Source organism: Pseudomonas rosaeacicularis (assembly GCF_057128745.1).
Map to the genome: position 1 here is coordinate 63841 of NZ_JBSKHT010000005.1, position 19817 is coordinate 83657.

Sequence of the window (19817 nt, forward strand, 5' to 3'; positions counted from 1 at the left end):
GCCCAGGCAGTCGTCTGAAGCGTCCTTGCTTCGGACGGCGTGACCCTATGGATGCCGCAAGGAAGCGCCTCGATCCGTATGTCATTTGCCTGCGCTAACCTGAAGTCTTAATCAGTCGTCTGCCGAGCCCTCCATGCCCGACCTGCTTGACCGCTATCCGCTTTCAGCGGGTACTTATCACGAGATGCTCGACGCCAGCGGCGCTGTTCGCCCGCATTGGGTGCGTCTGTACGAGCACTTGCAACGCAGCACTCCCTCGCAATTGATTCAACGTCAGGCCCTGTTGACCCGGCAGATCCAGGAAAACGGCGTCACTTACAACGTTTACGCCGACCCCAAGGGGGCAGACCGCCCATGGGAACTGGATTTGCTGCCGCACATGATTCCGGCGCAGGAGTGGCAGCAAGTGTCGGCGGGCATCGCTCAACGCGCGCGCTTGCTCAACGCCGTTCTGGCTGATCTTTATGGCCCGCAACGGTTGATCGCCGAAGGTCTGCTGCCCGCCGAACTGGTGTTTGGTCACAACAACTTCCTGTGGCCGTGTCAGGGAATGACGCCACCGGAAGGGATTTTTTTGCACATGTATGCCGTGGATCTGGCGCGCACGCCGGATGGCCGTTGGTGGGTTACCGCTGACCGTACGCAGGCGCCTTCGGGTGCCGGTTATGCGCTGGAAAACCGCTTGATCGTGTCCCGCGCCTTCCCGGAGCTATATCGCGACCTGGAAGTGCAGCACTTGTCGGGCTTCTTCCGTTCGCTGCAAGAGACGCTGATCCGTCAGGCGCCGAGCAGCAGCGAGGCGCCGTTGGTGGTCTTACTCACGCCGGGGCGTTTCAACGAGAGCTATTTCGAGCATTTGTATCTCGCCGGGCAGTTGGGTTATCCCTTGGTCGAGGGGGGGGATCTGACCGTGCGCGATGCCACGGTTTATCTGAAAACCCTGAGCGGCCTGCGTCGGGTGCACGCGATCATGCGCCGGCTCGACGACGACTTCTGCGATCCCCTTGAGCTGCGCACCGATTCTGCGCTGGGCGTGCCTGGCCTGCTCGAAGCTGTGCGTCAGGGCCGCGTGCTAGTGGCGAATGCCTTGGGCAGCGGCGTGCTGGAGTCCCCCGGTTTGTTGGGCTTCTTGCCCAAGATCAACGAATTTCTGTTCGGCGAAGAGCTGATCCTGCCGTCCGTGGCGACATGGTGGTGTGGAGAGCCGCCGGTGCTGGCGCAGGCACTGGAGAAAATGCCGGAGTTGCTGATCAAACCGGCGTTTCCATCGCAGAGCTTTGCCCCGGTGTTTGGCCGTGATCTCAGCGAAGAACAGCGTCAGGCGCTGGCCGCTCGCATGCAAGCGCGGCCTTACGCCTACGTGGCGCAGGAGCTGGCGCAGTTGTCCCAGGCGCCGATCTGGCAATCCGACGACGGCCAGTTGCAGCCCCGCGCTATCGGCATGCGTGTTTACGCGGTGGCGGGCGCCGAGGGCTACCGCGTGCTGCCCGGCGGCCTGACGCGTGTGGCGGCAGAAGCCGATGCCGACGTGGTATCCATGCAGCGCGGCGGTGCGAGTAAAGACACCTGGATTCTCGGCGAGCGGTCTTTCGGCAGCGAGCCGTGGAAGGGGCAGCGCGCGCTGGGCGTTCATGATCTGATTCGCCGCGATCCTTATTTGCCGTCGCGTGTGGTGGAAAACCTGTTCTGGTTCGGCCGCTATTGCGAACGTTGCGACGACGCCGCGCGGCTGATGCGCATCATGCTGTCGCGCTACGTGGACGGCGACGATGCCTTGGCCCTGCAAGCGGCTGTCGAGCTCGGCGAGCGCTTGCACCTGTTGCCAATGGAAGATGAAGAGAAGGAGGGCGAAGAACTCAGCGATCGCCTGTTGCAGGCCTTGCTCGGTGATGATTGGCCTTCGAGCCTGCGCTCCAACCTGCAGCGCTTGCAGTGGGCGGCATCTCAGGTGCGTGGCAAGTTGTCCCGGGAAAACTGGCAGGCGCTGGTCGAGCTGCAACGTGAGGCCATGGCGCTGGAAACCGAGGATCCCGATTTCGGCGAGCTGCTGGATTTCCTCAATCGTCTGGTTATGTCGCTGGCAGCGTTGTCCGGGTTTGCCCTGGACGACATGACTCGCGATGAAGGCTGGCGCTTTTTGATGATCGGTCGGCGCATCGAGCGGCTGCAATTTCTCAGCACTAGCCTGGCGGCGTTCTTGCGCAGCGACGCGGTGCTGGATCAGGCAGGCCTGGAATGGTTGCTTGAACTGGGCAACAGCAGCATCACCTATCGCTCGAGGTATTTGGCGGTGCCGCAGCTGATTCCGGTACTCGACCTGCTGCTTCTTGATGAGCAAAACCCCCATGCGGTGTTGTTTCAGCTCAAATTGGTGTCGCGTTCGTTGAACCGCTTGAATGAAGATTTTGGCGCGCCACGCGATGCCAGCCTTTCCACCCTGAGTCGGCGGTTGTCGGCGTTCGATCTCGGGACGCTGGAAAATCCACTGTTCGGTGAAAGCAGCGTCAAGGCGGTGCTCGAAGGCTTGGCGGACCTGCTGCAAAACATCGGTGAAGCCAGTGGACTGGTCTCTGATCGTTTGGCCTTGCGCCACTTCGCTCATGTCGATGACGTCAGCCAACGCACGGTGTCTGTTTGATGAGCGCGGATTACCAGATTCTTCATGACACCCATTACCACTACGATAGCCCGGTGTCGCTGGCGCAGCAGCTGGCGCATTTGTGGCCGCGGGAAAGCCCATGGCAGGTTTGCACTGAGCGTCAGCTGCTGATTAATCCGATGCCGACCTGCCGTCGCGATGAGCTGGACGTGTTTGGTAATCCGCTGACGCGTCTGGCGTTTGAACGCCCCCACGACGAGTTGCAGGTCAATGCGCGGCTCAGGGTGCAAGTGCTTGAGCGCCCATTGCTGGACTTCAATCAGTCTGCTGGCTGGAACGCTACCCAAGGCGCACTCACATACAGCGCTTTACGGGTCTCGCCGGAGATTCTCGAAGCCTGTCGTTATCGATTCGAATCACCTTATGTGCATCTCAAGCAGTCGTTCGTCGAGTTTTCCGACAGCTGTTTTCCGCAGGGACGGCCTGTGCTGCTATGCGCGCAGGCGTTGATGGAAAAGATCTTCAGCGAATTCACCTTCGATGATGAGGCCACTCAGGTCGCGACGCCGCTGGTGGAGGTGCTGGAAACCCGACGTGGCGTGTGTCAGGACTTCGCGCACTTGATGCTGGCCTGCTTGCGCTCGCGGGGGCTGGCGGCCCGGTACATCAGCGGATACCTGCTGACTCAGCCACCGCCCGGTCAGCCACGGTTGATCGGCGCCGATGCGTCCCATGCCTGGGTCTCGGTGTTTTGTCCGGTGTTGGGTTGGGTCGATTTCGATCCGACCAATAACGTTCAGCCGGCGCTTGAGCACATCAGCCTGGCGTGGGGACGGGATTTTTCGGATGTATCGCCGTTGCGGGGGGTGATTCTGGGAGGGGGCAGTCACGACCCGGAAGTGCGGGTGACGGTGATGCCGATAGCGGGGTGATGCGTCGGTTGGGCTAAGGTTTTCTTGGACTACGAAACGCGGCCTGACATGCATGTGATCCTTTGTAGGAGCTGCCGAAGGCTGCGATGCGGGTTATCTGATACACCGCAATCGCAGCCTTCGGCAGCTCCTACAAAAACGCCTACGAATTCATTAGCTCACTGAGCTGGAGATTCAGGTTTTGCCTCGGACTCATCAGTAGTCTCCTGGCCTTCGACGGCCTCGCCTTCGACAGCCGCTTCGTCCTGCACTGCCTGCTGTTTACGCTGCAGCTTCTCTTCTTTCTTCTGCTCTTTGGCCAAATCTCTCTGACGTTTCGCGAAGGAATAGTTGGGTTTGGCCATGGGCAATCCTCTGGGCAGTAGTGAAGTGTGCTCATTCTGCCTGAGAATGGCGCACGGCACACTTAAACGCTGGCAAACGGCACACAGTGGCTGCTTTGAAACCTGTCAGACACCGCGAGCTAGACGCCTGTATTCACTGTACGACTGAGGCTCGCTGGCGTAACTTCCGCTGGCGCCACAGGCGTAGGCTGCGAGCAAACTGCGAAAAAGACTACTAAGTTCCATGGCCATTACTCCCAAATGATGATGTCGCCATGGTAGTACCGGCCCCTATCCTGAGCCGCTTGATTGTCTCGATGGGGGCGATAGAGCGCACCATCCGGCGACTCTTTCAAATTAGGCGTTGGAAATTGTTTCGAGTTAAGGCAGTCTTTGTATACAAAAAATCAGAAGCAACCTTTGGAGACGCATGATGATTCGTAAACTGGTAGCTGCATCCCTGCTCACGTTGGTCAGTGGTCATTTGCTGGCCGCAGAATGCTCGGTCGAAGTTGATTCTACCGACCAGATGACCTTCAGCACCAAAGCCATCGAAATTGATAAGAGCTGCAAGACCTTCACCGTCAATCTCAAGCATTCCGGCAGCCTGCCGAAAAACGTTATGGGCCATAACTGGGTGCTGAGCAAAACCGAAGACGCCCAGCCCATCGCGACCGATGGTTTGAGCGCCGGGATCGATAAGGACTACCTGAAGGAAGGCGACGCCCGCGTAATTGCCCACACCAAAGTCATCGGTGCTGGCGAAAAGGATTCGGTGAGCTTTGATGTGTCCAAGCTTGAGGCGGGCCAGGGCTACACATTCTTCTGCTCATTCCCTGGGCACATCAGCATGATGAAAGGAACTGTGACGCTGAAGTAAGCTCAAGCGGCGTCCTCGCTTTCTTCTGTCTGTTGGAGCGAGGCTTGCCCGCGAAGCTGAGACTTTAGTGTGTCAGGTGTACCGAGTCGCTGGCTTCGCGGGCAAGCCTCGCTCCAACAAAAGCGATAGATCAGCGCTTTGAATCCGTCATCTTGAAAATCCCCTGCGCGTTACTGCTGTCGAAATTCAGGTCGATCTTGCCGCTGTCGGGGTCGATTTTTCGCTGAATAAATTCGACGAACGATCCCGGCACCTGATGCGCCTGAAGGGTTCCGCTGCCGTCGGCCAGTGAACGAGTAATCGTGCAGGCCTTGTACGCCGTTTGCATTACGCGGCCCGACGTCGAGACTTCAATGCTGTCCTTCATGGACCGCTCCAGACGAATCTGTTCCTCTACCACGGCTTCCAGATCCATGACTCGGTCGGTCAAGTGATTGAAGCTGTTGCCTTCGGTTGCAATCCACGCCATCTCAGCGCTCTCGGCTAACAGCACGCGATAGTCGGATTCCTGCACGACGCCGTGCTGACGGCCAAACGCCCGATAGATGGCCGGCAGCAATTGCGTAGCCTCCTGCAGGCTGCAATGACGGGTCAGCTGCAGGCGTTTGAGGATGCTTAGGTGTTCGGCGCCCAATGGATCGCGGCTTGAGCCGACGACCCGGCTGACGGCGTTCTGGAACGATTCACTCAAGCGCCCGGGATGCAACTCCGAGACGAAGAACTGCGAGATGTCCTCCGGCAGATCCAGCTGTCGATAGCCCCAGCCGGTCATGTTGAGTTTGGTCAGTGGATAAGTGCGCACGTCGGTGAAGCCGAGCGGCTCCAGAATCCGCGAGAAGGCTAGACGCCCGCGAGGTAATTCGCCGTTTGCGGCCCAGTCCACAGTGCGAATGGCGCCATGGTCGAACACTACCTTGCGGCCGTTTTGCGCTTGCTCATTGACATAGCGACGGCCGTCCGGCACCGCTTCGACCAGCTTGTGGAACAGGCAAAGATTTAGCGCTTCGGCCAGCCACACCCGATGGATCGCGTCCTCGCTCCAGCCAAAGGCGTGTAATCCGTCTGGGACTTCAACGTGATTGTTTAGCCAGTCGGCCGCAGGCTGGCCGACTGTTGATGCAACAAGAGAAAAGAGGCCTTGGAAAGACGGCATGGGCAGCGGCTCAGACTGTGAAAGTTAGGCTGCGATCTAAGCGCTGATGAAGAAGCCCGACAAGCGAAAAAAAACGACGGGGTCATTCCGTTTTGGACTGAAGTGCTGCGCGGGTACACGGCCGGATTAAGCTGGAACCTGTAGGAGCTGCCGAAGGCTGCGATTGCGGTGTGTCATGGGAATGGCATCGCAGCCTTCGGCAGCTCCTACAGGGGTCGCGTCAACCCATCAAGGGGCGTACGGCAAATCCCGCTTGTGCTGGGTCTTGCGGTAGGTATTGACGATGATGTCGAACGCTTCCTGGCGCAATGGCTCGCCGTGCAGGAAGGCGTCGATCTCGGCGTAGGTCACGCCGTGGGAGGCTTCGTCAGGTTTGCCGGGCACGAGGTCTTCCAGGTCAGCAGTCGGAATTTTCTCGACCAGGTTCTCTGGCGCGCCAAAGCTGCGAGCAATCGCGCGGACCTGGTTCTTCACCAGCCCGCTCAGTGGCGCGAGGTCGCAAGCGCCGTCGCCGAACTTGGTGAAGAAACCCATCACCGCTTCTGCCGCGTGATCCGTCCCGATCACCAACCCGCCGCGTACGCCAGCGATGGTGTACTGCGCGACCATGCGCGTGCGCGCCTTGATGTTGCCTTTGACGAAGTCGACAGCAGCATCCGACTGACCCTCGAACGCCTTGACCTGCTCGACCAGCGCTTTGACTGAAGGCGCGATGTCGACGGTGTGGCGCTCGTCCGGTTGGATGAAGTCGACCGAAGCAGTGGCCTCGTGTTCGTCGTGCTGAATGTGATACGGCAGGCGCACGGCGATGAACTGATAGCCCTTGTCGCCGGTGCTGTCGCGCAGTTCCTTAACTGCGCGCTGGGCCAACAGGCCTGCGGTCAGCGAATCGACCCCGCCGCTGATGCCCAACACCAGTACCTTCAGGCGTGACGCTTGCAGGCGCTCTTTGATGAACTGGACACGACGTGCAACCTCGGCCTCAAGCTCACCCGGATTGGCGAACGGCGCCTGAACGTTGAGCTCTTTTGCGATCTCGAGCTGTACGGCTTGCATGATTTACTCCTTATGCAGAAGAAGAAAAAATAGGCATATCAAAAGGGAGGGCGGGGTGCTCGATTCAGGCTGGCACCTTGAATACGTGACGCAGGTAAGACACGAAATTGGGGTCTTTGCATTGAGTCTTGCCGGGCTCATCGGAGATTTTCGCCACCGGCTGCCCCGCGCAGGCGGTCATTTTCAGCACGATGTTCATGGGCGTGACGCCGGGCACGTCGGCAGTCAGATTGGTGCCGATGCCGAAGCTGACATTGATCCGCCCGCGCAACGCCCGGAATATTTCCAGGGCCTTGGGCAGGTTCAGGCCGTCGGAGAACACCAAAGTCTTGCTCATTGGATCGATGCCGAGGCGCTGATAGTGGACGATGCATTTTTCCGCCCACTGCACCGGGTCGCCTGAGTCGTGACGCAGGCCGTCAAAGAGCTTGGCGAAAAACAGATCGAAGTCCCGCAAAAAAGCGTCGGTGGTGATGCAGTCAGTCAGTGCGATACCCAGCAGCCCACGGTATTCGCGAACCCAGCAATCGAGAGCGGCAATCTGGCTGTCGATCAGGCGCGGACCGAGTTGCTGATGGGCCATGATCCATTCATGGGCCATGGTCCCCAGCGGCTTGAGGTTGAATTTGCGCGCCAGATGCACGTTGCTGGTGCCGACGAATTGACCGGGGAAATCAGCCTTGAGCACCGATACCACTTCCTCCTGCACAGCAAAGGAAAACCGCCGGCGCGTGCCGAAATCAGCCACTTTCAGCTCTGCCAATTCGTCGGGGGTTGCTGTGGCGGTCAGCCAGTCGAACTTGCTGTAGAGCTGGTCCCGCGCGGCGCTAAGTAGCGTGTTCGGGTGGCAATGCCGGTTGCGCACTTCGCTGACGATGGCCAGCAGCGGCACTTCGAACATGATCACGTGCAGCCACGGGCCGCGCAGGCGAATGCACAGTTGGTCATCTTCGATACTGGTGTGGACGTAACGCATGTTGAAGCGGAACAGGCCGAGAAAGCGCAGGAAGTCGGGCTTCATGAAGGAGATGTTTTCGAGAAAACCCATCTCTTCGATGCTCAGCGACAGCTCGCACAGTTGCTCGATCTGGTGGCGGATTTCCATCAGGTACGGCCGGAGGTCCTCGCCGTTGCGGCAGCGAAACTCCCATTCCACTTCTACGTTGGGGTAGTTGTGCAGCACGGCCTGCATCATGGTCAGCTTGTAGAGATCGGTGTCGAGCAGGTTTTGCACGATGCGTTCAGAGAAAGCGCTCTCGCTCATGGTGTCGCTCCAGCCAGCAGCGGCCGCCAGACGTGGCCACTGGATATCAAGTCGGTGTCGCATACGGCCAGCGCAAGCGCTGCGGCGGTAGGTCCGGATTGTTTTTGACGATGCCCGACATAATGCCAGCGGAGCGCGGGTTGGGGCAGATTTGTTTGGTTTGCGCTGCAACCCGGTTTTCTGTAGGAGCTAACTTGTTAGCGAGACAGGCGGTGCGGTGTGTCAGTACGACCTTCTCGCGAACAAGTTCGCTCCTACAGGATAATGGCTTATTAGGGAGTGGGTTCATTCAGCTGCTCCACCATCCACGCCACAAAATCCCGAATCTTCGGCACGTCCGCCGCATGTTCCGGGTAAGCCAGGTAATACGCATCGCGACTGGGCAATGCATGCGCCCAGGGAATGACCAACTTGCCATCGGCCAACTCCTCTTCCACCAGAAACCTTGGCAGCAGCGCCACTCCGCAACCCACTTGGGCTGCGCGAATGCACATATAAAACGTTTCGAAGCGCGGCCCGTGGTAGCTGTGCTCGGTCTGATAACCCTGGCTTTCGAACCAGTCGTGCCAAGCCTGCGGGCGCGATGCGCTCTGCAGTAACACCAGATCGCTCAACTGCGTTGGCTCGGTGAAGGGCGTATCCGGCAGGCTGCCGGGCGAACACACCGGGATCAGCTCTTCGCTGAACAGCTTCATGCTCTCCGCTCCGGGCCTGGCGCCTTGGCCGAAGTAGAAGCTCAGGTCGCAACGGCCTTGGGCCAGATCATCGGTTTCCTGCTCGTTGATCAGGTCCAGATGAATATGCGGATGACGCAATCGCCAGCCTTTAAGCCGTGGGACCAGCCAGCGCGCGCCGAAGGTTGATGGCGTCGATACGCGCAGGACTTCGGTCTCTCCGCCGTAGGACCGCAGGAAATGCGTCGACATCTCCACCTGGCTCAGAATCTTGCGCACTTCCCCCAGATACAACGCGCCCGCAGGCGTCAGTTGCAGGCGGCGACGCACCCGACGAAACAGCAGGTGCTGGACCAGTTCCTCCAGTTGCGCCACTTGCTTGCTGACCGCGCTTTGCGTCAGATTCAGCTCCTCGGCCGCGCGGGTAAAACTCAAGTGGCGGGTGACGGCCTCAAAACATTGCAAAGCGGTGATCGAGGGCAAGTGGCGTTTGTTCAACATGTTCAGGCCAGTCCACGTCAGCATGAAAAAACGGAATGATATCTCGCCTAATGGTCGTTTGTGGCAGCGCTTGAGGCCAGCTATTACTACACGCTGACGAAATCACCCTGTTTCAGCATTCCGCATTCGCTGCTCAGCTCACGAAACTCAGGAGAAACCATGCTTACTGACCTGCTCACCCGTCTTGGTGTTGAACCCGCGCTGTATCAGAACGGCGACAAGCCGGTGCATACCCCGGTCGACGGCAGCAAAGTGGCCGCGGTTCATTGGGAAGGCGCGGCCGAAGTCGAGCAGCGCATCACCCGCGCAGACCACGCGTTCGAAGCCTGGCGCAAAGTGCCGGCACCGCGCCGGGGCGAGCTGATTCGTTTGTTTGGCGAAGCCCTGCGGATGCACAAGGCTGACCTTGGCGAGCTGGTGTCGTGGGAGGCAGGCAAGATCACTCAGGAAGGGCTGGGTGAAGTGCAGGAAATGATCGACATCTGCGACTTCGCTGTCGGCTTGTCGCGTCAGATGTATGGCTTGACCATTGCCTCCGAGCGTCCGGGCCATCACATGCGTGAAACCTGGCATCCCCTCGGCGTGGTCGGCGTTATCAGCGCGTTCAACTTCCCGGTGGCGGTCTGGTCGTGGAACACCGCGCTGGCGCTGGTGTGCGGCAACTCGGTGATCTGGAAGCCGTCGGAAAAGACCCCGCTGACCGGTCTGGCCTGCCAAGCCCTGTTTGATCGCGTTGCCAAAGATTTTTCTGACGCGCCGCAATACCTGACCCAAGTGGTCATCGGTGGTCGCGATGCCGGCGAAGCATTGGTCGATGACACCCGTGTCGCTTTGATCAGCGCCACCGGCAGCACCCGCATGGGCCGAGAGGTCGCACCGAAAGTCGCCGCACGTTTCGCCCGTAGCATTCTGGAACTGGGCGGTAACAACGCGATGATTCTTGCGCCGAGTGCTGATCTGGATCTGGCCGTGCGTGGCGTTCTTTTCAGCGCCGTGGGTACGGCCGGTCAGCGCTGCACCACGCTGCGTCGTTTGATCGCGCACAACTCGGTGAAGGCCGATTTCGTCGAGCGCCTGAAAACCGCTTACGCCAAAGTGCGCATCGGCCACCCGCTGGAAGGCAATCTGATCGGCCCGCTGATCGACAAAGCCAGCTTTGAGAACATGCAGGACGCGCTGGAACAGGCCCTGAGCGAAGGCGGCAAAGTGTTTGGTGGCAAGCGGCAGTTGGAAGATCAGTTCCCCAATGCCTATTACGTCTCGCCTGCCATTGTCGAGATGCCTGAACAGAGCGACGTGGTGCGCACCGAAACATTCGCGCCGATTCTGTATGTCGTCGGTTATGACGACTTTGCCGAGGCTGTGCGCTTGAACAACGACGTGCCGCAGGGCCTGTCGTCGTGCATCTTCACCACCGACGTGCGCGAAGCCGAGCAGTTCGTTTCGGCACTGGGCAGTGATTGCGGGATTGCCAACGTCAACATCGGGCCAAGCGGCGCGGAAATCGGCGGCGCGTTTGGCGGCGAGAAAGAAACCGGCGGCGGTCGTGAGTCCGGTTCCGATGCGTGGAAAGGCTACATGCGTCGCCAGACCGCGACCGTCAACTACTCCCGCGAGCTGCCGTTGGCGCAGGGCATTACGTTTGATTGATAGCTTTGTGATTTAGGCGCAGCCCTTGTAGGAGCTGCCGAAGGCTGCGATTGCGGTGTGTCAGGGGAATCGCATCGCAGCCTTCGGCAGCTCCTACAAGGTCTTGCAGCGTGTTTGCACGGTTTCAGTCGTTCTCGCATTCGCATGAGAGCGACGCTTTGTCTCTTTCCGAGGTTTTGCGATGCCGCTACGCGAAGAATGTCTGTGGGAAACGCTGACGCCGCAGAGGCCTGAGGCGCCAGCGTTGAAGGGCGAGGTGAGAGTGGATGTTTGCGTCATCGGCGCAGGCATCACCGGGCTGTCGGCGGCGATTCACTTGCTTGAGCAAGGCAAGAGCGTCGCCGTTATCGAAGCCCACCGCACGGGGCAGGGCGGGTCAGGGCGCAACGTAGGACTGGTCAATGCGGGCATGTGGATTCCACCCGACGAGATCGAAGCCGGTTTCGGTCAGCCTGTCGGCAGCCAGCTCAACAAAATGCTCGGTGACGCGCCGTCGCTGGTGTTCAGCCTGATTGAGAAGTACGGCATTGATTGCCAGGCGCAACGCAAAGGCACGCTGCACATGGCGCACAACGCCCGTGGCCAGGCCGATTTGCGCAGCCGCGAAGAACAATGGAAACGCCGTGGTGCGCCGGTTGAACTGCTCACCGGCAAAGCGTGCCAGGACGCCACTGGCACCAAAGAAATCACCTGCGCCTTGCTCGACCTTCGGGCGGGTACGATAAATCCGATGGCCTATACTAGCGGTCTGGCTGAGGCCGTCACCCGTCTTGGCGGTCAGCGCTACGACCATTCGCCGGTACGAAAACTCGAACGACAAGGCGATCGCTGGTGTGTCCTCACTGAGCATGGCGCTGTGCTGGCCGAGCAAGTGGTGATCGCCTCCAACGCCTACACCGAAGGCGAGTGGACTGACCTGCGCCGCCACTTCTTCCCCGGTTATTACTATCAGGTCGCCTCCGCGCCATTGACCGAAGACGCGGCAAAACAGATTTTGCCGGGCGGACAAGGTTCGTGGGATACCCGCCAAGTGCTGAGCAGCATTCGTCGTGATGCCGATGGTCGTTTGTTACTCGGCAGCCTGGGCAATGGCAATCAAAAGCCAGTCTGGTTCTTGAAAGCCTGGGCTGATCGCGTTCAGCAGCACTACTTTCCGTACCTGAAAAAGGTCGAGTGGGAATGCACATGGACGGGATGTATTGCCTTTACGCCAGATCACCTGCTGCGGATGTTCGAGCCTGCCTCAGGATTGGTCGCCATGACTGGTTACAACGGCCGTGGCAACACAACGGGCACGGTTGTGGGCAAAGCCTTCGCCGATTATCTCTGTACCGGTAATCCCAACGTGCTGCCGATTCCCTTCGCAGACATGCAACCGCTGTCTGCAATCAGCTTGCGAAGCTCTGTCTATGAGGCTGGCTTTTCGCTATACCATGCAGGCCAGTGCCTTCGCATAGTGATTTGAGCGGAAACTTCCCTCAATCTACGGCGCTTTTTCGCGCATCCACTAACCTCAAATGGTGCGTCCCGTAGCGTCACCGCACCGCCGGTGTGCAGTTCGGTGACGCACGCTGTAACAACGGGGTTGTACAGCTTGTGGCAGCGTGGTTGCGCACGTTAAAGAAGAGGGTTGCTCTTTTTAAGGTGCAGGGTTGCACCTTGCGCGGTTTAGACGGTTGCACGCCCAGTTAAAAAGGGCTCAAAACAGTCGAATAACAATAAACGACGACTTTTTTCAGAATAAAAAACCGATGGCACGCCACTTGCTCTGAGCATCCAGTGGTCGCAGTGCTAATTAAAAAACCTAGGAGCACCAACTCATGTCGCAGACGTTTTACAGGAAAGGCTTTCTGGCACTCGCAGTGGCTAGCGCACTGGGTGCAGCTTCTTTTGCACAAGCTGATGTGAAGATCGGCGTTGCCGGCCCAATGACTGGCGCAAACGCCTCGTTCGGCGAGCAGTACATGAAGGGCGCGCAGGCAGCTGCCGACGCCATCAACGCTGCGGGCGGCATTAACGGCGAGAAAATCGCACTGACCGCATACGACGATGCTTGCGAACCTAAACAGGCCGTTGCCGTTGCCAACAAGGCAGCTTCGGACAAAGTCGCTGGCGTTGTCGGCCACTTCTGCTCGTCGTCGACCATCCCTGCTTCAGAAGTCTATGACGAAGCCGGCATCATCGCGATCACTCCAGGTTCCACCAACCCAACCGTTACCGAGCGCGGCCTGAACGCCATGTTCCGTATGTGCGGCCGTGACGACCAGCAAGGCATCGTTGCTGGTGACTACATCGTCGACGTGCTCAAAGGCAAGAAAATCGCCGTCATCAACGACAAAGACACCTACGGCAAAGGCCTGGCAGATGCGACTGCCAAGCAGCTCACCAAGCGTGGCGTGAAGCCGGTTCTGGAAGAAGGCCTGACCCGTGGCGAGAAAGACTTCAGCGCCCTGGTCACCAAGATCCGATCCGTGGGCGCTGACGTCGTTTACTTCGGCGGTCTGCACCCGGAAGCCGGCCCACTGGTTCGCCAACTGCGTGAGCAAGGCCTGAAAGACGTGAAATTCATGTCCGACGACGGCGTTGTAACCGACGAGTTGGTTACCACCGCTGGCGGCGCGCAATACGTCGACGGCGTGTACATGACCTTCGGCGCTGACCCGCGCATGCTGCCAGACAGCAAGGCTGTGGTAGACCAGTTCCGCAAGTCCGGATACGAGCCTGAAGGCTACACCCTGTACGCCTACGCTTCGGTTCAGGCCCTGGCCGCCGGCTTCAACGGCGCCAAGTCGAACAAAGGCGAAGACGCCTCCAAGTTCCTCAAATCCCACCCGGTCAAAACCGTCATGGGTGAGAAGTCCTGGGACAGCAAAGGCGACTTGAAAGTCTCCGACTACGTGGTTTACCAGTGGGACAAAGACGGTAAATACCACCAGCTTGAAAAGCAGAAGTAAGTTGAGCGCTTAGTCGGACGGCAGGTGGCGCGAGGTTGGACTCGCGCCACCCGTTGTCTGGTTAATGGGGTCCGCCACCTGGGCGACCCCTGGTTTCTTCTGTTGCCATATGCGTCTGGTCCGCCACACCTCACGAGGGTGTACGCGGGCCGGTTCCACCGTGGCCTTTCAAGTTCGTGAGCGTGCGTGATGGATGGTATTTTCCTGCAACAAATGATCAACGGCCTGACCCTCGGTTCGGTCTACGGCCTGATCGCCATCGGTTACACGATGGTTTACGGCATCATCGGCATGATCAACTTCGCCCACGGCGACGTGTACATGATCTCCGCTTACCTGGCGGCAATTGGCCTCGCGGTCCTGTCGTTCTTCGGTGTTGAGTCCTTCCCTTTCCTGATTCTCGGCACACTGATCTTCACCATCGTGGTGACGGGTGTGTATGGCTTCGTCATTGAGCGCGTGGCCTATAAACCGCTGCGTAACTCGACCCGCCTGGCACCGCTGATCAGTGCCATCGGTATTTCCCTGATCCTGCAGAACTACGCACAGATCGCCCAGGGCCCACGGCAACAGGGCGTGCCGACGATGCTCGAAGGCGCATTGCGCTTTGATATCGGCAGCGGCTTTGTGCAGATCACCTACACCAAGATCTTCATCCTCATCGCTGCGTTCGTCGGCATGGGCGTGCTGACGTACATCATCAAGTACACCAAGCTGGGCCGGATGTGCCGCGCCACGCAGCAGGACCGCAAGATGGCGTCGATCCTGGGGATCAACACTGACCGGGTCATTTCCTACGTGTTCATCATCGGCGCTGCGATGGCTGCACTGGCTGGCGTGCTGATTACCATGAACTACGGCACCTTCGACTTTTTCGCCGGTTTCGTGATCGGCATCAAGGCGTTCACTGCTGCGGTTTTGGGCGGGATTGGATCGTTGCCGGGCGCGATGCTCGGGGGCTTGATTCTCGGGGTTGCCGAATCGCAGTTCTCCGGGTTGATCAACTCCGATTACAAAGACGTGTTCAGTTTCGGCCTGTTGGTAGTGATCCTGATTTTCCGTCCTCAAGGCCTGCTGGGTCGCCCACTCGTGGCGAAGGTATAAGTATGTCCGCACCTATCAAACCCATCGACATCAAACAAAGCCTCATCGACGCTGTCATCGCCGGCCTGCTGGCGCTGATCGTCTTCGGCCCCATTGTCGGCGTTGTGCTAGACGGTTACGGCTTTAACCTGCAACCCACCCGCGTAGCCGTACTGGTTGGCGTGGTGATGGTTGGCCGTCTGGTCCTGAGTCTGTTCATGCAGACGCCAAAAGGCGTGGCCATCGCGCAGAGCTTCGAAAGCTCGGGCTCCGGTGTGCATGTGCTGGCGCCTGATTACAAATCGCGCCTGCGCTACATCATCCCGGCGATGATCGTGATTGCGATCATCTTTCCCGTATTCGCCGACAAGTACGTGCTGACGGTCGTCATCCTTGGGCTGATCTACGTTCTGCTGGGCCTTGGCCTGAACATCGTGGTCGGTCTGGCTGGCCTGCTCGACCTGGGTTACGTGGCGTTCTATGCCATCGGCGCCTACGGGTTGGCGCTGGGGTATCAGTATCTGGGCCTGGGTTTCTGGTCGGCGTTGCCGTTGGCGGCGATTGCCGCTGCGCTTGCGGGCTGCATCCTGGGTTTCCCGGTGTTGCGCATGCACGGCGACTACCTTGCCATCGTGACCCTGGGTTTTGGTGAAATCATCCGTCTGGTACTCAACAACTGGCTGTCGTTTACCGGCGGCCCGAACGGTGTGGCAGTGCCTGCGCCGACGATATTCGGGCTGGAATTTGGGCGCCGTGCCAAAGATGGCGGCATCCCGATTCATGAGTATTTCGGTTTCGAATACAACCCTGACCTGAAATTCATCTTCATCTACGCCGTGCTGTTCCTGGTGGTACTGGCCGTGCTGTATATCAAGCATCGCCTGACCCGCATGCCAGTCGGCCGCGCATGGGAAGCCCTGCGCGAAGATGAAATCGCCTGCCGCTCCATGGGCCTGAACCACGTACTGGTCAAGCTTTCGGCGTTCACCATCGGCGCCTCCACTGCTGGATTGGCCGGCGTGTTCTTCGCCAGTTATCAGGGCTTCATCAACCCGACCTCGTTCACCTTTTTCGAATCGGCATTGATCCTCGCCATCGTCGTGCTCGGCGGCATGGGTTCGACAGTGGGCGTAGTCATCGCGGCATTCGTGCTGACTGTGGCGCCTGAATTGCTGCGCAGCTTCGCCGAGTACCGCGTGCTGCTGTTCGGCATCTTGATGGTGCTGATGATGATCTGGCGCCCACGCGGCCTGATCCGCATCAGCCGTACCGGCGTGCGTCCACGCAAAGGCGTGCTGGTCAAAGCGGAGGGCGTGCAATGAGCGACGAAATCGTTCTGTCCGTCGAGAAACTGGCAATGCACTTCGGGGGCATCAAGGCCCTGAGCGACGTCAGCTTGAAAGTACGTCGCAACTCGATCTTTGCCTTGATCGGCCCCAACGGTGCGGGCAAGACCACGGTCTTCAACTGCTTGACCGGGTTTTACAAAGCCACGGGCGGGCGCATCAATCTCCATACTCGCGGCACCACCACCAACGTGATCAAGCTGTTGGGTGAGCCGTTTCAAGCCACTGACTTCGTGTCCCCTCGCAGTTTCGCCAGCCGGGTGTTCTACAAGATGTTCGGCGGCACGCACCTGGTAAACCGGGCAGGGCTGGCGCGCACGTTCCAGAACATTCGTCTGTTCAAGGAAATGTCAGTCATCGAGAACCTGCTGGTGGCGCAGCACATGTGGGTCAACCGCAACATGCTGGCCGGCATCCTCAACACCAAGGGCTATCGCAAGGCCGAAGAAGACGCCATGAGTACGGCTTTCTACTGGCTGGAAGTAGTGGACCTGGTGGACTGCGCCAACCGTCTGGCTGGTGAATTGTCCTACGGCCAGCAACGCCGTCTGGAAATCGCCCGCGCCATGTGCACGCGTCCGCAGGTGATCTGCCTGGACGAACCGGCAGCAGGTCTGAACCCACAGGAAACCGAAGCGCTGAGCGGGATGATCCGCTTGCTGCGCGACGAACACGACATGACCATCGTGCTGATCGAGCACGACATGGGCATGGTCATGGGTATATCCGACGATATCGTCGTGCTCGACCACGGCAACGTGATCGCCATGGGCGGGCCGGAGCAGATTCGCAACGATCCAAAAGTAATCGCGGCGTATCTGGGCGCTGATGAAGAGGAGTTGGTATGAGTAAGCCGATCCTCGAATTGAAAGAGATCGACGTGTACTACGGGCCGATTCAGGCCCTGAAGAAAGTCTCGCTGCACATTGATGAAGGCGAAACCGTCAGCCTGATCGGGTCCAACGGCGCGGGCAAATCCACGCTGCTGATGTCGATTTTTGGTCAACCTCGGGCTGCCAGCGGGCAAATCATCTATCAGGGCATCGACATCACCCAGAAGTCGTCGCACTACATCGCGTCCAACGGCATTGCGCAGTCGCCTGAAGGGCGCCGCGTGTTCCCGGACATGTCGGTGGAAGAGAACCTGTTGATGGGCACCATTCCGATCGGCGACAAGTTTGCCAGCGAAGACATGCAGCGCATGTTCGACCTGTTCCCGCGTCTCAAGGAGCGTCGTAATCAACGCGCCATGACCATGTCGGGCGGTGAGCAGCAAATGCTCGCCATCGCCCGCGCGCTGATGAGTCGCCCCAAGCTGCTGTTGCTGGACGAGCCGAGCTTGGGGCTAGCGCCGATCATCGTGAAGCAGATCTTCTCGACGCTGCGGGAGTTGGCGAAAAGCGGCATGACCATCTTTCTCGTCGAGCAAAACGCCAACCATGCGCTCAAGCTGTCGGACCGCGCCTACGTGATGGTCAACGGCGAGATTCGTCTGACAGGCACTGGTCAGGAACTGCTGACCAACGATGAAGTGAGGAACGCGTACCTGGGCGGGCATTGATCTCAAAATTGTGGATTGCACCACCGGCGCCCTGGGTGATTTCTCACCTGGGGCGCTCTGTTTTGGAATTGTGGAAAACAATTTTGAAGAGGTGCCAAAGCGCGACATAAAGTCGCTGCAAATGGTTGTTTTGTCACGGTTTTGACTTGTTCAGTTTTACTGTGGAACCGGCTGTGAATAAGTTGGGAGTACTTGGCTGAAACCCTTGCACGGCGGGGCCTGTAGCGGGACGATCAAATTATGATCAGTGCTTTCGGCCGTTATTTTGGTGGGCTTTGTCAACGCGGATTGATCTGGTTTTTTATACAGGTCTCACGCACTTGGCTCCTGTGGATAACTCTGTGTGCAACCGTTGGAAAGACCTCCGTAGGTAGCGCAATCTCTGGTGTCTCAGGCCATAAGCTGTCCGGTCGAACAACTGCGGGGGTTTTTTCACTACAGATACGTTGGGGCAGGTCAAGCCATTTTGCTGTAAAAATCGCCCGAAAGCCCCGCATGGCGCGGCCTGCGCTTTTTTGAGTTGCCCCCAGAGATTGTGGGTCTGACTGTGGATAACGTGGGCAAAAGTGTCTGTAGCCCTGATGGCACAAGGCTTTGAGGCGGCTGTACGTTTTTTGATCAAGTGCGCACAGGTTTGAGTGGTGTTCCGACAACTACTTGCCCCGCTGGGGCGTGCGCGGGCATGCTCCAGAACTTTCCTACACGTGACTCCGGTCGCATTACTTTTCATTGCGAACAAAGTGCTTAGTCCGATAAGCCCGCAGCCCATAGTCAGGAGAATGAAATGACTTCTACCGTGTTCATCACCGGCGCCACGTCCGGATTTGGCGAAGCCTGCGCTCGTCGTTTTGCTGAAGCTGGCTGGTCGCTGGTACTGACGGGCCGTCGTGAAGACCGCCTGAATGCCCTCAGCGCTGAATTGTCGAAACAGACCAAGGTGCACACACTAGTGCTGGACGTGCGCGATCGCGCGGTCATGGAGAGCGCGATTGATAGCCTGCCTGAAGAGTTCGCGACGATTCGTGGCCTGATCAACAACGCAGGCCTGGCGCTGGGCATCGACCCTGCACCCAAATGCGATCTGGACGATTGGGACACCATGATCGACACCAACGTCAAAGGCCTGGTCTACACCACGCGTTTGCTGCTTTCGCGCTTGATCGCCCATGGCCGTGGCGCAAGCATCGTCAACCTCGGTTCGGTGGCGGGTAACTATCCGTATCCGGGCGGCAATGTGTACGGCGGCACTAAAGCGTTTGTCGGTCAGTTCTCGCTGAACCTGCGCAACGATCTGGTCGGCACTGGTGTGCGTGTGACCAACCTTGAGCCAGGCCTGTGCGAGAGCGAGTTCTCGCTGGTGCGTTTTGGTGGCGACAAGTCCAAGTACGACGCGACCTACGCGGGTGCCGAGCCGATCCAGCCACAAGACATCGCCGACACGATCTTCTGGATCATGAACACCCCGGCGCACGTCAACATCAACAGCCTTGAACTGATGCCGGTGAGCCAGACTTGGGCTGGATTTGCGATTGATCGCAGCCGTGGTTGATTCACCACAAACCGTTCGCGGCCTGCGCCGTTCCCTGTAGGAGCCTCGCTTTTGTGCGAGTTGACGAGCAGCGCGAGGCTGCGATGCGGTGTGTCAGACATATCGCATCGCAGCCTCGCGACGCTCGGCAGCTCCTACAGGTCATGCGGTACCAGAGCTGACGTCTCGCGAACAAGTTCGCTCCTACAGGCCGGGCGACACCCGTTGGAGCGAGGCTTGCCCGCGAAGCTGCGATTGCGGTGTGTCAGGCATATCGCATCGCAGCCTCGCGCGGCTCGGCGGCTCCTACAGG

16 protein-coding genes are annotated in these 19817 nt (G+C 58.9%); 11 read left to right on the forward strand and 5 right to left on the reverse strand.

What is annotated here, in order from left to right:
• Positions 1 to 133 precede the first annotated feature (133 nt).
• Together ACWKWM_RS08310 and ACWKWM_RS08315 are read left to right on the forward strand one after the other, a co-directional pair.
• Positions 134 to 2638, forward strand: a complete 2505-nt coding sequence (locus ACWKWM_RS08310) for a circularly permuted type 2 ATP-grasp protein (RefSeq protein WP_483845686.1) — start codon at positions 134 to 136, stop codon at positions 2636 to 2638.
• A complete protein-coding gene (locus tag ACWKWM_RS08315) occupies positions 2638 to 3531 on the forward strand; it encodes a transglutaminase family protein (protein ID WP_483845687.1) in 894 nt (297 codons plus the stop codon). Before ACWKWM_RS08310 ends, ACWKWM_RS08315 begins: the two co-directional genes overlap by 1 nt.
• A 158-nt stretch (positions 3532 to 3689) precedes the next feature.
• Here ACWKWM_RS08315 and ACWKWM_RS08320 read toward each other — a convergent pair whose 3' ends face one another.
• Positions 3690 to 3875: a hypothetical protein gene (locus tag ACWKWM_RS08320; protein ID WP_483845688.1), complete on the reverse strand. Its 186-nt coding sequence runs from the start codon at positions 3873 to 3875 to the stop codon at positions 3690 to 3692.
• A gap of 412 nt (positions 3876 to 4287) precedes the next feature.
• On the opposite strand from ACWKWM_RS08320, the gene azu reads away from it, so the two are divergent.
• Positions 4288 to 4734 carry an azurin gene (azu, locus tag ACWKWM_RS08325; protein ID WP_483845829.1) on the forward strand — a complete coding sequence of 149 codons (447 nt, stop codon included), beginning with the start codon at positions 4288 to 4290 and terminating at the stop codon, positions 4732 to 4734.
• Between the two features lie 130 nt (positions 4735 to 4864).
• Here the strand turns inward: azu and ACWKWM_RS08330 are convergent, their stop codons facing one another.
• The 4 genes from ACWKWM_RS08330 to ACWKWM_RS08345 form a co-directional block, all read right to left on the reverse strand.
• The gene (locus tag ACWKWM_RS08330; protein ID WP_483845689.1) at positions 4865 to 5887 is read right to left on the reverse strand and encodes a 2-oxoadipate dioxygenase/decarboxylase family protein; all 1023 of its coding nucleotides are present in this window, start codon (positions 5885 to 5887) and stop codon (positions 4865 to 4867) included.
• 228 nt (positions 5888 to 6115) lie between these two features.
• Positions 6116 to 6943, reverse strand: a complete 828-nt coding sequence (gene nadE / locus ACWKWM_RS08335) for an NAD(+) synthase (protein WP_483845690.1) — start codon at positions 6941 to 6943, stop codon at positions 6116 to 6118.
• 64 nt (positions 6944 to 7007) lie between these two features.
• A complete protein-coding gene (gene pncB / locus ACWKWM_RS08340; protein WP_483845691.1) occupies positions 7008 to 8207 on the reverse strand; it encodes a nicotinate phosphoribosyltransferase in 1200 nt (399 codons plus the stop codon).
• Positions 8208 to 8479: 272 nt separating this feature from the next.
• A complete protein-coding gene (locus tag ACWKWM_RS08345; RefSeq protein ID WP_483845692.1) occupies positions 8480 to 9382 on the reverse strand; it encodes a LysR family transcriptional regulator in 903 nt (300 codons plus the stop codon).
• Between the two features lie 159 nt (positions 9383 to 9541).
• Between ACWKWM_RS08345 and amaB the strand changes: the two genes are divergently transcribed.
• From amaB to ACWKWM_RS08385, 8 genes are all read left to right on the forward strand, one after another.
• Positions 9542 to 11032 (forward strand): L-piperidine-6-carboxylate dehydrogenase, encoded by a 1491-nt coding sequence (gene amaB / locus ACWKWM_RS08350; RefSeq protein WP_483845693.1) that lies wholly within the window; start codon positions 9542 to 9544, stop codon positions 11030 to 11032.
• A 181-nt stretch (positions 11033 to 11213) separates the two neighbouring features.
• Positions 11214 to 12497: an L-pipecolate oxidase gene (amaA, locus tag ACWKWM_RS08355; protein ID WP_483845694.1), complete on the forward strand. Its 1284-nt coding sequence runs from the start codon at positions 11214 to 11216 to the stop codon at positions 12495 to 12497.
• A gap of 355 nt (positions 12498 to 12852) precedes the next feature.
• Entirely contained in the window at positions 12853 to 13986 is a 1134-nt protein-coding gene (locus tag ACWKWM_RS08360) for an ABC transporter substrate-binding protein (RefSeq protein WP_483845695.1), read from the forward strand.
• 189 nt (positions 13987 to 14175) lie between these two features.
• Positions 14176 to 15090, forward strand: a complete 915-nt coding sequence (locus tag ACWKWM_RS08365) for an ABC transporter permease subunit (protein WP_483836263.1) — start codon at positions 14176 to 14178, stop codon at positions 15088 to 15090.
• A gap of 2 nt (positions 15091 to 15092) precedes the next feature.
• Complete coding sequence (livM, locus tag ACWKWM_RS08370; RefSeq protein ID WP_483845696.1) at positions 15093 to 16391, forward strand: high-affinity branched-chain amino acid ABC transporter permease LivM; 1299 nt, start codon at positions 15093 to 15095, stop codon at positions 16389 to 16391.
• A complete protein-coding gene (locus tag ACWKWM_RS08375) occupies positions 16388 to 17263 on the forward strand; it encodes an ATP-binding cassette domain-containing protein (RefSeq protein ID WP_483845697.1) in 876 nt (291 codons plus the stop codon). The genes livM and ACWKWM_RS08375 overlap by 4 nt, the downstream gene beginning before the upstream one ends.
• The gene (locus ACWKWM_RS08380) at positions 17260 to 17976 is read left to right on the forward strand and encodes an ABC transporter ATP-binding protein (protein ID WP_483836266.1); all 717 of its coding nucleotides are present in this window, start codon (positions 17260 to 17262) and stop codon (positions 17974 to 17976) included. Before ACWKWM_RS08375 ends, ACWKWM_RS08380 begins: the two co-directional genes overlap by 4 nt.
• A 784-nt stretch (positions 17977 to 18760) precedes the next feature.
• Complete coding sequence (locus tag ACWKWM_RS08385; protein ID WP_483845698.1) at positions 18761 to 19525, forward strand: SDR family oxidoreductase; 765 nt, start codon at positions 18761 to 18763, stop codon at positions 19523 to 19525.
• The last annotated feature ends 292 nt before the right edge of the window (positions 19526 to 19817 follow it).